We start from the raw sequence: 14,548 nt of genomic DNA on the forward strand, positions 1-14,548 counted from the left end.
TCGATATGAGAAGAAAACAGTCTTTGATATATTAGGTGTCGTTTACAATTGTACCATGTCTGATAATCAAGCGGCTTAATTCAAAAAAGGAAACCCGTTAGGGTTTATTTCGTATGCAAATCTTTAAATTCCCTACGCATAGCCTTTAGAAAAAAGAAACAGCCTCTACTATAATTGACGTTGTATGAGCTTAGCTTGATAGCGATGGGGCGGTACCCCTATATGCGCTTTATTCTCTTTTATTTTTGCACCAGAACCCCAAAATTAGCTCATCCATCCCATAACTGCATCAAGTGGTTACACGGTTTCAGTAGAAAGCCATACAGTATTCGTATTTATATAATCAATTGTTTTTTGTAGATTATTCATTACTTGATTCTCCGTTTCACCTTTAACAATAAACTCAACATAACTATGGTAATAAGCTGTTGGATTATAGTATTTACCCTCTTCACAGCTACAATCGAAATAAACACACCATGGCAAACTCATTTCATTATATTCAACTTTTGTTACAAGAGTCCCAGAGGTTAAAGGCATATGAAAACTAGCATAAAGGTATGGTGATTCCTCAATTTTCAACCTTTCTTCAATTCCAGCCTGAGCTCTGGCAATATATCTATTCATATCCAAATTATAAGCCAATTTAATAATATCAGGAACTAGTGCACCTGAAGTCCTACTTGCAATCTCACAAAAAATCAAGGCATTATTGTTAACTCGAAAGACTTCTAAATGAAATGTAGTGGTTGGTGGCGTAGGCATGGCCGTCAACACTTTCTTTGTGTAATTATATAAATCTTGGAAAAGGTTAGAATTCTTATCAATTAGTAAATCACCTACACCTCCCTGCTTTAGAGCATCAAGGCAGGTATTAACATATTTAAAAGCGGTAAAGAATTTTAACTTGCCGTTTATTATGATTCCATCGCAATGATAAATATCACCGTCTATATACTCTTCTATCATGTTATTTTTTAATGTGTTTGTTTTAAGCCAAGCGGTTAACTCTTCTTCATTATTAATCTTCGAAGTATCAAAAGAAGCTAATCCATCAATGGGTTTAATAATTACAGGATATCCAACATCAGTAATAAAGTCATAAATATCATAAACCGTTTCGATCTGTTTATATTTCGCTGTAGGTAGATGTGCTTGGTTAATAATATTTTTCATTAAGATTTTATTTCTAAATGCATTGCCACTATAAGAGTGCTGTCCTTTTATACCTAATCTTTCTCTGATTACACTCACTCTATCGATAATAGATTCATCAAAAGCAATAATAGAATCAATTGTTTTTTCTTTATGCAATTTTTCTATTTGTAGCTCAAGATTATAATCTGCGGAAAATTTTTCAAAGGTAATGACATTTTCAAAAGAAGAAAATTCATTTTTTAGACTTTCATTGGTCACCAACACGATAGGATTTTGTAGATCTATAAACCATTCATCTAATTTAGCTTGCTTTTCTGTAAATTTACTTATAACAAAAGTTATCATCCTAGTATCTCCTTTTAATTAATCCTTTCTAGATTGTTAATCCGTACTTTCTTGTATTAACTTTTTTAAGAATCCTTATCAAATCATTAAAATTTTGAGCCACATGCGAAGAAGTCTCACTCGACTTCTATCCCGCTAGTTACAGTTTGCTAATGAAACGTTAAGTCCAAGCTGTTTAAAGCACCTATTATTCTATCCATTGTATATTTTGTATCAACCATTGATGTGTATGATAGACATTTCCCTCTATTTGCTGTTGAGTATTACCTTTTACTAAAAATGATCCTATTGATTCGATATATGAATCTGCTGGCAGATATGTTTTTCCTGGAATACCTCTACGATAATAATGAGTGATCCAATCAAATGGTATTTCCTCTGGTAAAAATTTTAAAATAGCTGGCTTAGTTTTTAAGGTCATCCCTCCACAAAGATACTCTGGGTTAGTATCTTTTAAAGGTTCTATTTCCAGCCCACACTCTAAACGGACCCAAGATTCATCTAGATCAATACCATAAGAAATCGATATTGCTTTTCCTATATCTGCTCCGCCGGTCCTACTCGCAATCTCACATAATATCAATTCATCCTCTAAAGTATGAAATACCTCACAATGGAACGAGCAAAATTCCGGTGTTGGAAATTTCAACAGTAATTCGTTAATAAATTTTTTCATTCGTTGATACAATTTATGTTCGGTACCTATCAGCGCAAATGCAAATGATTTATCCTCTTGATGACATAGGGGGTCATTGATATATTGTGACACAGACATAAAATGTAGCCCATAGTCTTTCACTAATCCATCAATACTATACATATTACCTTCAATATATGTTTCCACCTGGGAATCAAAAGGGATTCCTTGAGATACGAATTCATGAAATTGAGTATCATTTTGAATTACAACGACTTTACGCGAACCGGCACCTGAACGCGGTTTTATTACAACTGGATAATCATGCTCCTTTATAAAATCGTATACATCATAGAAATGATGGATAGCTTTAAATGTTGGGATTTTAATTCCATTACTTTTTGCAACTTCTTTCATTGTCACCTTATCTCGAAAAGCCATGGCACTTGCAACAGATTGACCAGGAATATTTAAATACTCCCTTAATTGCGCTGCCCGAAGAATATCAAATTCATCTAATGCAATAATTCTTGTGAATTGCACTGATTTATGTAACTCAATTACTGTTTTTTCTAACAGATAATTATCATTAAAATTTTCAAACGCTATAACATTCGAAAATTCAGGGAAATCTTGTGCATACTTTTTAGCAGTTATAAAATAAATATCCTCATGCGGTATCTCATTTAACCATTTTGGATAGTTTGCTAATCTTCTTGGCAATTGATTCATAACTAGTATCTTCATTGATTTTCTCCCATCCGCTTCACTATTAAAACAATTATCCCTCAAATACTTATTTATGCTCGGCCTCTATTAAAAATTGAACCGTATTTGAAATGACAATGTCTTTATTGAATGCATAACAAGCTTGCTGTAGTCTAAATGAATTACTATGTTCAGGTTTTGTAATAGGCGTATGACCTTTTTCTAGAAGCATTTGATCTATGATTTCAATAGGTATTCCACGTTCATCATGCCATTTTCTCAATTCGTTATTGTTGATTTCCTTTGTTCGTTCCAGCCATTTGCTAAATTTTTCTCGCTCTTTATTTAATTGGTTACTAGCGTTATTAATTAATCCAAATAATATAAGAGAGACTTGCTCAGTGGTTAATTTCTGCATAACGTCTATCTTCTGAAGACAATTAAACGCCGCTTGTACAAGATTCTGTATTTCTTCAAACGTTATAGATTGACCGCATATACTAGTCCCTAGTTGTCGGACCATTCTTCTAACAATATGTCCAGCCCCTTTTCCATTGTAACTAACACCTTCATTTAATAGAGCCACAAGACTACGGATATGATGGACCCAGATATGTTTATACTTTTCACTCAAATCACTTAGCATAGCATGATTTACTATAGCCTTGTTTAAGGGCTCAAATAAGGAACTTTCAAATATATGGTCTTTTTGTTCGGCAATAAATTGTAAGCGTTCTACATATAAAGCACTATCTATGGTGATTTTGTCTCCGACCATGATAAAACCTAACGTTGCTACTGGAATTACACCATTTTTATATGGTACAAATATTTTTAAATAATGGCCTTTGGGTCTTCCTTCTCCTAAAGTTAATTGCAATCCTTTTTGCCAAGTAATAATTTGGTCTGACGGTATTCCAAGTTCACTCAATGTATCTGCAATGCCTGCTTCTTTAGGAGCTAAATATAATAAATCTTGATATGAAAACCTTAAATATTTGTTTAAAAAATCCAAAACAAATTTTATACTTGTATCCATTCCTTCATCATTAAAATGAAAAATAGATAACATTACCTGTAACGATGATTCCAATGGATATTTTCCAACATCATTAAGCCTTTTAGATATAAAAGCTGGTTGTCCAGTAATGTATTTCTTAACTTGAGTTGTTGAGCTGTCCTCAAGTATATTGAATAGTTCCATATGGGCCATTGCTGCAGATCCTATGAAATAGGTATCAGCATTTTTTCTAACTATTGATTTGTTTTCTAATAAATAATACCCCTTTGTTTTACCAAAAGAGATAAAATCGTTATATATCATTAAAATCCCTCCACCCTTTTATATTTGAAGTATTAATGAGTCATTTTTTCAGTCTTCTTAGTTAGCAGCTGTCCTCCAAAGTGGGCAGGTCGACTGAAAACAAAAGCTACTGTGCAGAAAAGAATACAAATTAATGCTGATATAACTAATCCTAACGATAGTGAATAATTATAAGCCTTAGACACAAGAGGTATTAGGACGAGTGTTGACATAGAAAGAAATAATTGTCGAATGGTCGATATACGGCCCTTAATGGCCCCTTGACAACGTTGTTGTAAACTACTCATATATACTGTTAATGAAATATTATTAATCGCTCCTATTAAAAGGAAACATACAATAATTAAGTAACTATACTGATTAAAAGCTAGTACTAGTAATAGCAATCCTTCAAGGAAAATACCTATTATCGCTATATTCAATAACTTGATTTTATTAATGAGATACACAGTAAAGTATGACATTGCGATAGCTCCAACTGCAAAACTGATTTCCAATATCGATAACCATATAAAATTATTATGATAAAAGTGTGTAACAATTAATGGCAACGATAGATTTATGAAACTAACTACTAAAAAATCTCCCGAACAAAGCATATTATGTAAAACGATTGACTTATCATTTTTCAATATCTTAAGTATTTCTTTCCAATCCTCTATAAATTCAGGAACTAATTTAGATTTTGTCCATCCTCTCTGTTCTACTACTGGGATTTTTGCTAAGAATATTGCTATTGTTGCTAACAAAAATGATACCCCATTTCCAATAATAGCTATATAAGGTCCATAGTATTGGATGAGTGGTCCTGCAATTCCTGTACCCATTAAGATTCCTGTTTGTAACAAGTTAGAATAAAAAGAATTATATTTTGTTAAGTCACTCCCATTTGCTACAGTTGGCCCTATAACAAAAGTTGCTGAACGATAAAAAGGGGTAAATATATTGATACAAAATGACAATAAAAAAGCCCACAATAATACATTTATATTTGGCAAAGAAAATAACAGAATGCCAACCGTGCACAAGATAATTCCACGAATTAAATCACATATTATGCAAATAACTTTCGGATTACCTCTATCTACCATTGATCCAGCCAATAACTGAAGCAAGGCGTTTAATATTGTTTCAAATATAATAACTATACCAAAGGATGCGATAGATCCGGTTGCTTGATATAACAATAAGCTCATAGCCATTGTTTGCATGCCATTGCCTATGCTAGTTAAAAATACAGATAATAAGACTAATTGAGCATTTGCAGGCAGTGTTGATAAAAAATAATTTTTACCCATATGGATACCAACCTCTTTTTTAAATAATAGACTTTTTGTCTAGAAATAAGACAAAAAGCCGTAATCAAAATTCTTCTTTATTGAGGACATATGACCGTCTATCAATCACAATACAAATAATTAAACGGTGTATATGGTCAATTGATTAAAATGAATTGATATCTAGGTATTACCATAATCGATTTAGAGTCAGTCATATGATATCGCTAGTCCCGATTATTTAGTTTCAACAGTTTTAAATCCAAAGCTATCAAAATAATTACTTGATTTATAGTTTTGCACTGCGCGTTTGATATATTGGATAGAATTACCCGGTAAATCGTTAATATCAAACCATTCTAAATCATCGCATTTCCCAGGTTCTTTATTGATAATTTCGCCAGTCCATTTTGTACAACGTACAAAATAATCAATTCTTTCATCATCGGATTTTCGATGCATTACATTTACAATTTGTACATCCCCCGGTTTAATAGTAATACCTGCTTCTTCATAAGCTTCTCGACATGCGGCTGTTACCACCTCTTCAGAGCCATCTAGATGACCTGCAATGACACTATAATTACCATCTTCATAGCCTGTATTGTAGCGTCTAAGCATTAAAAGTTTATTATCCTTCATTAAAAATACATGTACAGCTACTGGCATCGTAAAACGTTTTTTCATAGATTTGTATTCCCCTCTTTCCAATATCATTAAATCAAGTGAACTAATGCTTTGGTTGCCCAGCATTAGCTTCTGTTCATTAGAAAATTCCACCTATATATACCTATATAAAAATTCGGAATATACTATAAATTACATGCGCCTTCGTATCCACAACCACCTACTGTGGAATCACAAGATAAAGCTCCGCAGTCATTTGGACGCATGTATTTGTCTTCTCCACATGCTGGACAAGCTTGGAGTTCTACAGAAATCTTTGACAAAGCTTGTTCTTGCAAACATCCGTCACGATACACCGTAATTCCCTTTAAGTTATATTCCAAAGCTTTTAACATAATTTCAAATACTTCATCTACAGTTGCCGTATTAGGAAGGTTAATTGTTTTACTGATACCATTTTCTACAAATTTTTGTAAATTCGAAACCATTATTAAATGATCTATTGGAGCAATCTCATGTGAAGTTTTAAAAATGTTTTTCATTTCGACTAATCTCTTATTTAAGGAAATATTGCTAGTTGGCGAATCACTTAAAAATTGCAATGTACCGTCAAAAGTATATGTAGGATCTTGCTTAATTGTATCTTCAATCCATTGTTCCAAGTTATAACCTAAACATTCTAACTTTTCACCCAAAGGAACACACGTTTGTAGCCTGTTGCCCGCGGCGTTACGTAAATAAGTGATTAAATAGTATGGCTCGATTGATGTTGAACTATCCGCTAGCATTGAAATATGTCCCGTTGGTGCAATTGTTGTTAATGTAGCATGGCGTCTCGGTTTTTGATTGCTTTCTGCATAAATAGAGTTATTGAAATTATCAAATGCTCCTCTTTCTTCAGCAAGTTCTTCCGAAGCCAATACAGTAGTTGTTTGTAAGGTTGACACAATATTTTCAGCTAAATTACGTCCTTCTTCAGAATCATAAGCCACTTCACATTTTGCTAACACATCAGCTAAGCCCATAATACCTAAACCAATTTTACGATTGGCTCTTGCCATATAATTAGATTTTTCCAACCCATTATCTCCTACTTCGACTACATCATCCATAAATCGTACCGCTAAGTGAATAGCATTTTTGAATTTTTCAAAATCAAATGATGTACCATCAGTAAAGGCATTCAGGTTAAAACTACCTAAATGACACACTTCGTAAGGAAGTAGTGGTTGTTCTCCGCAAGGTGTTGTAACATGAATTTCACCCGAAGCAACAGGGTCATTTACATTCTTCCTAAATCTTGGGTGTGTTGGATTATCCCGATTAATGCTATCCATATTTAAAATCCCAGGATCACCACAAGTATGTGCAAATTCAGCCACTGCACGCAATACTTGGTGTGCATTAAAGTATAGGTTTCCATCTTTTTCACAGCCGACAATTCGCTGCATAGCTGTAGACCAGATTGTTCCATCATCCCATAATTTTAAATCAGGAGCATCGACTGATCTTTGTAATGCGATATTATGCATGTTTTTCAACATACCTGCATTAAGATAACATTTTTCCCCTTCATATACCCAGTAAATCGGGATTAATCCCTCTTCTTTTAATGCTTCTTTAAATATTTCATCGACTGCTACTGATATATTTACATTTTGTAAATGGCGGTTACTCTTCACCTTAATAAATTCAAACACATCTGGGTGGTTTACATATAAACTCGCCATGAATGCTGCTCTTTTTAATCCAGTATAAAGTAGAATTCCATCTGTTGAAGATACAATCGATGTTAACACTTCTACCGGTCCAGGATATGCGCGATTATTTTTGTTATCTTTTAATAAACGCGGTGGTAAAACAGTTAAGTCAATTCCTACACCAGTTCCATGAGTTAATACATATTGAATTTCAGACAATGTATGATTAAAAATTTCATCAACCTCTGAAGGTAAAGGTAATACAGTACATCCAGCTAAACTGCCTTTTCCTTGTAGAGAATTATGTAAGCATGCACTTGTCGGTAAAAATGAACGTGAATATAAGAGATCATGATATCTCTTCGCCCAGAATGTTGCTTCTTCTGGCGTATATAATGATGTAATATGTCCGACAACTTTAGAAATCCACTCATCAATAGTAATATTTTTATCTGGTAGATATCGCTTATATACCAAATCTGTTGCTTGGTCACTCCAAGTCTCTTTTGTTTTAATCATCCAAACCCCTCCAAATTTTTACAATTTACATGTATACCTTTTACGGATAATAGGTTTCAGCGAACCAGTTTTCACCAAAAATACTAATTCCAGTAATTATATTAGTATAAATGATTAGAATAGTCAATATTAATAGATAATTCACTAGAAAGTGATTGTTCAGAATCATTAATTTTCTAATTACTGAGGACCAGTTAAATTAACATTCCACAATATCTGATCTTGTAAGAATCGTTTTTTAATCTCAAAAAACATCTTAAGATCTTTCATTGCCTTTTGAAGTCAAAATAACTAAAAGGTTCTGTTGCAAAGATTTTGAAAGTAAGTTAGGCTTTTGCAAAATAAAGAGAGGAGAATAACAAATAGAAGCAATCGCTACTCCTAAGTTTGAGATGGGAATAGCTCTAACTCTCCTTTTTCAACCCATTATTGGGTACATTGAAAGATAGATTTCCCTTGTTTTTTTTAGTGTACTCATATAAGTGCTAATTCGTAAACAGTTGCCAGCACCATATTCACTCCGAAAAAAAACGATTTTTTCCATATCTTCACTAGGCGTATATCTCATTCCGCTTGATTGTTATCAAACAGAATAGCGGGATGAAGAAGAAACGCAAAGACGAATTCTCGTTGTGCAAGCAATCGATGCAATAGATTTCGCACTTGATTTTGCTTCTATCTCCTGCGGACATTCGTTTCTTTTGGTAAAATCGGATTGGATGCTTCTCCTTTTAATTAGATTGCTTCATACTCTCCATGCAACTTATATAAAAGTAAAAGAAGAATGGTGTTGCCCATATCGTACGATTTATAAAATAGGTTACACTTTTGATATTAAACTTCGTAAAAAAACAAGATCATCAAGCGGCATATGTGTTTATGAGAAGATTAGTGGAAATCTTGGGAGAACCAACGGTTTTCACAGCAGACAAAGCTCCGGTATTACTCTGTTTATCCAAAAGATTAAGGGAATAAGGCATTTATAAATATACTACTCATTCCACTATGAAACATTTAAATAATCTTATAGGGGTCACAACACATGCCCATCAACTTAAGCTCAAAAATAAGATAAACTTGCATTTACATAAATGAAGAAATTCTTAAAAGGTAAGCGAAAAGTCTTATGCTATTACACAATACTATGTTGAGCCTAAAATAATGGCCGAGGTTAATAAGTTTCTTTTAGGAGGGAGTTTGCGGGAAAAGATTGAGTGGTTTGTTACAAATGAATACAACCACGTTCACGACCCGTTAAATAGCTTGCAAATCCCAATAAGCGACCTGGTGGCCCGAACGGTAAACCTTAATCCAAATGTAATTAGTAAATTAGAGCAGATTGCAAAAGATACCGGAAAAGATGTTTCACAGAACATGGTTTTTCGTGATATGTTACGGCAACTGTTGATTAGACTTAAACAAGATGCAATTATTCAGTTAGAGCAAGAAATAAAAGATCGTGAAGAAAAAATGCATCAAAGAAAATTACAGATAGAAAGGCCTTATACCCCTAAAGCAAAGAAGGGAGTTGAGTAAAAAGAATTTATTTAATTCCATCCTTTGCTTTTTATGTGTAGTAATAATAATGTTGTTTAAATCTGCACTTTTGAACCTGCATTGCTACGTCTAAAAATTAACCACATTTGTAGCTTTGAAATAAAGTTTGAGTAAAAATACCTTGCAAACCCTTATTTTACGATAAATGAGAAGAATCTATTTTGAAAAAAGATTAATCAAAATAGATTCTTTTCCAGTAGATTTAAGATTGGTTTTTATAAAAATGTTTGATTAAAATTACACATATTAACCTCACTATATGATTCTCTGATTAACAAAACGTATAAAAAATTTGGGAAAAGTAACATCTATACGTTATTATTCTCCTTTTTTTTATAGAAATGATCCGAATCATCGACAATACACCATCCTATAATTACTAACGTTATAGAAAACAACTTAAGACACGCCCTATATATATAATCTAAATCTTTAAGATAAATGACGGATAATGAAAAAATAACAGCACCAACTATACCTAGAATCAAACCCTTATATTTTTTTAAAAACATCAAGTTACCCCTTTCGTACAAACAAAATACCCCATATACAAATAATACTAAATTATGGAATATTTTTAAAGAATCAAAACGTTTTTATATTCAATTCATATATTTTATTTCTTTTCTTAATAAAAATATCCCCATAGATAAGTAAATCCAAAGGGATAAAACGGTGCATCTTTTTTATAAACAGTTAATCTTTTTTCAAAACGGTTAAACTTTATTTCAAATCCACAACTGATCAGTTACAATAAAGATGTTTAATTCTGCCCTTATAATCACACAAAACACCGTCCAGTTAACCTAGACGGTGTTTTTAATAGTTGTTTAATATCTCTGTATTGTGAATTACATTACTTAAATTGAATAACAATAAAGTCGTTTAAAATCTAAGTCTTCTTCCACAATCGCGTCCGATTGTGGAATATTGAGAAACACGATGACTGTAAAATAACTCCACAGTCATTTTGCTAAAGCCTCTTTTAGTTTAATAAGGAAATTTTGAGAACCAACTTCCTAGTCCCAATCCATATAAAAACTCACCTTTAGCTTTTCTTGCCCACAATCTGGACAATCTAGAACATCACTTTGATTAATATCGCCTAAAGGCTTTGACGGCATTTGAGTATTACATCGAGGACAAGTATGAGTGTTCGTGTAAGATTGGGTTCCTGATTTCATATGTAAATGTACTTTATTTAATAGGTAACAACACTTCTGACAAACATATAGACCGTAGTAGCATTCAAAAGACGTTTCCTTGTTATTAATAAACTCTCTGATGTATTGCCGACCTTCTTTTTCCTCATACCATTCTAAAATCGAACTCAAGTTTATATACCTAAATCCAATTCCTAAAAAAACATTTTGATTGTAAGAGCAATGTCCGCAGTTCAAATTATAAGCTACTCCCATAAATCTCAAATACCTCTCTTGTCCAGTTTAGATGGAAAACACTACAGAGAAATTTTAACACAAATATCCATATTTTAAAGGTGTTATTCCATAAAATGGCCCGATTGTTGAATAACATGACTGGCGTTTTTTAAACAACTTTATTATGTTTTAAACGAGAAAGTAAGGGATTAAACAATAAAATTGGTAAGGATTCTAATCTTAAAAAGAATATTGAAATTGTCGAAAATAGAACAATTGCATTTAATAAAGCTAAAGACTTAGCTGGTATTCCTAAATCACAACAACCTACACGCCAATGGCAAGTAGGAGATGATATATTTAAAAAAGGGTATGAATCTAAGAACTTTGAATATAGTGCTAATCACACTCACCATGGGCGTTATTATGAATATGATACCCCTCAAGGTAAACGAGTTATTGTTGAGCATATTAATGATGGCGTATTTCATACACATGCAGGTAAACCAAAAGATGGCGCTAATCCGTATACTTATGATTTTAAGAAGGAAAGATACTCTAACATTTACGGGTCTAATAACGATCATCACATTTATTATAACAAATGAGAGGCAGGAAAATTATGATATATCAAAATGAGAAGATTCGTAGAAAAAAAGCATTAATCAGTGCCAAAAAAGTCTTTAGCCGATTTTCAAATTTAGAACTTATTGAATTTGAAAATCCCGATTCTGAATGGATAAAACTGTTCGACACAGCATTGAAACAGTTTCGTAATATAGACTCTAATCCAACATTTCACATTCCTATTGGTGATGTTAAAAGTAAGTATATTTTATGGATTGAAAGTTCTTTAGGTTCTTTAAGTTTTTCAAATCATAAAACAGAATATTTTATATTAGTTCCTAATTGTTTAGAGCCGGTATGGGCAAATGTTAGAATATTGAATTTCACAAAATCTATCGAGGAACTTTGGGACATTTCTGAAACTAATGAATTTATAATTGCTGATAAGAGTACAGGGCAAATTGCACAAATATTTTCTGAAGAAGAATGTTATGAAATTCACTTTAAGCGCTGCAACACAGACCTAATTGACTCTTAAAAAAATTAATTTGTAAATTAATATTAGTATTAGGAATTTAAGCCTTGATTAGCTAAATGTTTTTCAAACTTTCTGAATAGATGAGTATAGCAACTTGTGTAAAGTGATTGAGCAAGCAGTAAAAAATATATTATACAAAAGAGCACCCCTTAATTAGTGAGTGCTCTTTTGTAACTCCTACTTCACATATACAAAGGCTTCATTTGCAGTACATAGTATGTCCTGACAGTTATTTAAGGTACTCGTACCACTAGTTTTTCTCATCCATCCAAGCTGTAATCTTATCAAGTTCACCGTTTGGCAATACTTCAGTTTGTAAGTACGCTAGGCCAGTTAATGGATCAGAAACAACTTTCCCTTTCGTTCCACGCGCGTTCATAGCGTTTGCGACTTCTTGAACCATTGAGATGCCAAACCCACCTGATTTAACGTATTGATAGCCACCGTTATTACTTACGTTACCACCAGATTTATTAGAAGTGCCTGATACTGATTGTCCAGTTAAAGCGAAAACGATTGAATTAGCAATCTTATCTACATCCCATTTGGCCATATCAGATTCGTTATCGATGAATCCAAGCTCAATAAGAATGGCAGGTGCTTTAGTGTTAGCCAATACATATAGCTCTTTTCGTTCTTTAGCACCTCGATTGCTCCATCCAATGTCTTTAGACAGTTGAGTTGAAACTTTAGAAGCAAGAGATTGCTGATCATAATAGCAAACCTCTACACCGTTAGCTGTGCCATTAAATGCGTTTAAGTGAAAGTATGCGTAAAAGGCAAAAAAGAAAAAGCAAAAGGGATACAAATACATACAAAACTATAAAAAAACGGCAAGCGGATATCACCAGCTTGCCGTTTTTTTATAGCCCAATACATACTCATCAATTAAAGGAGTTATTATTTTAACCTCATATTAAGACTTTATTCCCAAAACTCTTCTTAAAGAAAAAAACTACTTATTTTTAGGTTTTTTCTTTAAGAAGAGTTTTTTATATTTTATATACCGCTATTTCACTTCGTCTTCATAAACTAAAAAACTTAAATTATACTCTTGCAATTTCTCAAACAATACTTCTCCATCGATTTTTAATAAATTCAAATGAATATTAAACGGTATATATCCAGCACGTTTATTTACTCGATACAATCGTTGTCCCTTTGCTGGTATAGAAGCGATATATCGATCCTCAATTTCCTCTTCCATTACAATCCCTAAAAACCTTTGCCCTTGGATTCCATAAGGTAAAAGGCCGAATATATCCTTCAAAGCGATTTTTACAGGATATTTAGGATTGTTAATAATCGTAATATATTCCATTTCTAAAATAACGGCCGGTTTCCTCGCAATAATCTTTTGAATGGTTTTCCAAAGTGCAACTAATACAACTAATGCAAGAACTGCAAATAAAATTCCTATTATAAAATTAAGCTCTTCTAATAAAAATGCAAGTGTTACTATAAATAGAAACATCGCTTCTACTGCTAATATTAAAAGTAATACACCTACTACTTTTACCTTTGATTCATAAACATAATATTTCTCCATATGATTCTCCCTATTAATCCACTTTAACATTTCAATATATCAGTCGTTGTAATACATAATAAATTTTTTTCTCATTGCCCCTTGTTAGCTAATACTTTGCGAAATTACAAATCTATTTTTATTAAAATGATTACTTCCCCTTCTCAAATATAGGAACTGTATGTACTCATTCTTTGTTGCGCTTCTCTAAAAATCCTAATTTTGTATGTTATAAGTGATAATTTATTAAATATATATTAACATATTTTTCCGAATTCCAATTTAATTACCTAAAAAAATGTTTTATCGCTTCTAATTGAATTTTATGACTACATTCATCACAACAATATGCCCCTTTCGTTTCCTCTTTAAATCGCTTATATTTTTCACTTCCTTCGTATATTCGGAATATATTTTTACACGAAAAGCAAACAACCTCATAAAACATCATATGCATTTTCCTCTCCGTGTTTATACACTTTTTTTAATAACTTGAGAAGATCAGCTTTCTACATTGCAAATCTTAATATTCTCTCACTAAAAGGTTTACCTCTATTCTTATCGAATTATATAAATATCTTATAAAATGAGGTGAACATCTTGTTCAGTAATATAGAATTAGTTTTAGAGTAAACGTCAAGTAACTCCAAAATATACAATAAAAGTTGATTTTGGAGTTATTTT

12 protein-coding genes and 2 pseudogenes are annotated in these 14,548 nt (G+C 32.4%); 4 read left to right on the forward strand and 10 right to left on the reverse strand.

Annotated elements, in window-relative coordinates:
* Window positions 1-297: 297 nt before the first annotated feature.
* The 6 genes from CQZ94_RS28430 to CQZ94_RS28455 all read right to left on the reverse strand — a co-directional run bounded on the left by CQZ94_RS28430 (window position 298) and on the right by CQZ94_RS28455 (window position 8,295).
* On the reverse strand, window positions 298-1,503 hold the full coding sequence (locus CQZ94_RS28430; protein WP_105588137.1) for an ATP-grasp domain-containing protein: 1,206 nt from the start codon (window positions 1,501-1,503) through the stop codon (window positions 298-300).
* Window positions 1,504-1,690: 187 nt separating this feature from the next.
* Window positions 1,691-2,887 (reverse strand): ATP-grasp domain-containing protein, encoded by a 1,197-nt coding sequence (locus CQZ94_RS28435; RefSeq protein ID WP_105588138.1) that lies wholly within the window; start codon window positions 2,885-2,887, stop codon window positions 1,691-1,693.
* 49 nt (window positions 2,888-2,936) lie between these two features.
* On the reverse strand, window positions 2,937-4,172 hold the full coding sequence (locus tag CQZ94_RS28440; RefSeq protein ID WP_105588139.1) for an alanine--tRNA ligase-related protein: 1,236 nt from the start codon (window positions 4,170-4,172) through the stop codon (window positions 2,937-2,939).
* Window positions 4,173-4,204: 32 nt separating this feature from the next.
* On the reverse strand, window positions 4,205-5,470 hold the full coding sequence (locus CQZ94_RS28445) for an MFS transporter (RefSeq protein ID WP_105588140.1): 1,266 nt from the start codon (window positions 5,468-5,470) through the stop codon (window positions 4,205-4,207).
* Window positions 5,471-5,686: 216 nt separating this feature from the next.
* Window positions 5,687-6,136: an NUDIX hydrolase gene (locus CQZ94_RS28450; RefSeq protein ID WP_105588141.1), complete on the reverse strand. Its 450-nt coding sequence runs from the start codon at window positions 6,134-6,136 to the stop codon at window positions 5,687-5,689.
* 125 nt (window positions 6,137-6,261) lie between these two features.
* Entirely contained in the window at window positions 6,262-8,295 is a 2,034-nt protein-coding gene (locus CQZ94_RS28455) for an adenosylcobalamin-dependent ribonucleoside-diphosphate reductase (protein ID WP_105588142.1), read from the reverse strand.
* Between the two features lie 752 nt (window positions 8,296-9,047).
* Between CQZ94_RS28455 and CQZ94_RS32065 the strand changes: the two are divergent.
* Together CQZ94_RS32065 and CQZ94_RS28460 are read left to right on the forward strand one after the other, a co-directional pair.
* Window positions 9,048-9,267 (forward strand): annotated as a pseudogene (locus CQZ94_RS32065) (DDE-type integrase/transposase/recombinase); the annotation flags it as partial.
* A gap of 225 nt (window positions 9,268-9,492) precedes the next feature.
* On the forward strand, window positions 9,493-9,831 hold the full coding sequence (locus CQZ94_RS28460; protein ID WP_258166072.1) for a hypothetical protein: 339 nt from the start codon (window positions 9,493-9,495) through the stop codon (window positions 9,829-9,831).
* Window positions 9,832-10,160: 329 nt separating this feature from the next.
* Here the strand turns inward: CQZ94_RS28460 and CQZ94_RS32070 are convergent, their stop codons facing one another.
* On the reverse strand, window positions 10,161-10,364 hold the full coding sequence (locus tag CQZ94_RS32070; protein WP_105588144.1) for a hypothetical protein: 204 nt from the start codon (window positions 10,362-10,364) through the stop codon (window positions 10,161-10,163).
* A 1,223-nt stretch (window positions 10,365-11,587) separates the two neighbouring features.
* Between CQZ94_RS32070 and CQZ94_RS28480 the strand changes: the two genes are divergently transcribed.
* Both CQZ94_RS28480 and CQZ94_RS28485 read left to right on the forward strand, forming a co-directional pair.
* Entirely contained in the window at window positions 11,588-11,839 is a 252-nt protein-coding gene (locus tag CQZ94_RS28480; RefSeq protein ID WP_258166074.1) for an HNH/endonuclease VII fold putative polymorphic toxin, read from the forward strand.
* A gap of 14 nt (window positions 11,840-11,853) precedes the next feature.
* Complete coding sequence (locus CQZ94_RS28485; protein ID WP_002192696.1) at window positions 11,854-12,336, forward strand: hypothetical protein; 483 nt, start codon at window positions 11,854-11,856, stop codon at window positions 12,334-12,336.
* Window positions 12,337-12,586: 250 nt separating this feature from the next.
* Here the strand turns inward: CQZ94_RS28485 and CQZ94_RS28490 are convergent.
* The 3 genes and pseudogenes from CQZ94_RS28490 to CQZ94_RS28500 form a co-directional block, all read right to left on the reverse strand.
* Window positions 12,587-13,102: pseudogene (locus CQZ94_RS28490) on the reverse strand (N-acetylmuramoyl-L-alanine amidase); the annotation flags it as partial.
* Window positions 13,103-13,345: 243 nt separating this feature from the next.
* Window positions 13,346-13,885, reverse strand: coding sequence for an STM3941 family protein (locus CQZ94_RS28495; protein ID WP_098888898.1), 540 nt, complete (start codon window positions 13,883-13,885; stop codon window positions 13,346-13,348).
* Between the two features lie 265 nt (window positions 13,886-14,150).
* Entirely contained in the window at window positions 14,151-14,321 is a 171-nt protein-coding gene (locus CQZ94_RS28500) for a DUF2197 domain-containing protein (protein WP_105588146.1), read from the reverse strand.
* Window positions 14,322-14,548 lie beyond the last annotated feature (227 nt).

The sequence above is a fragment of the Bacillus sp. MYb209 genome (assembly GCF_002975175.1).
In the GTDB taxonomy this organism is placed as follows: domain Bacteria; phylum Bacillota; class Bacilli; order Bacillales; family Bacillaceae_G; genus Bacillus_A.

Coding starts and splice junctions, on each gene's coding strand:
- CQZ94_RS28430 (WP_105588137.1), bottom strand. CDS start 1,503: ATGATAACTTTTGTTATAAGTAAATTTACAGAAAAGCAAGCTAAATTA.
- CQZ94_RS28435 (WP_105588138.1), bottom strand. CDS start 2,887: ATGAAGATACTAGTTATGAATCAATTGCCAAGAAGATTAGCAAACTAT.
- CQZ94_RS28440 (WP_105588139.1), bottom strand. CDS start 4,172: ATGATATATAACGATTTTATCTCTTTTGGTAAAACAAAGGGGTATTAT.
- CQZ94_RS28445 (WP_105588140.1), bottom strand. CDS start 5,470: ATGGGTAAAAATTATTTTTTATCAACACTGCCTGCAAATGCTCAATTA.
- CQZ94_RS28450 (WP_105588141.1), bottom strand. CDS start 6,136: ATGAAAAAACGTTTTACGATGCCAGTAGCTGTACATGTATTTTTAATG.
- CQZ94_RS28455 (WP_105588142.1), bottom strand. CDS start 8,295: ATGATTAAAACAAAAGAGACTTGGAGTGACCAAGCAACAGATTTGGTA.
- CQZ94_RS32070 (WP_105588144.1), bottom strand. CDS start 10,364: ATGTTTTTAAAAAAATATAAGGGTTTGATTCTAGGTATAGTTGGTGCT.
- CQZ94_RS28485 (WP_002192696.1), top strand. CDS start 11,854: ATGATATATCAAAATGAGAAGATTCGTAGAAAAAAAGCATTAATCAGT.
- CQZ94_RS28495 (WP_098888898.1), bottom strand. CDS start 13,885: ATGGAGAAATATTATGTTTATGAATCAAAGGTAAAAGTAGTAGGTGTA.
- CQZ94_RS28500 (WP_105588146.1), bottom strand. CDS start 14,321: ATGCATATGATGTTTTATGAGGTTGTTTGCTTTTCGTGTAAAAATATA.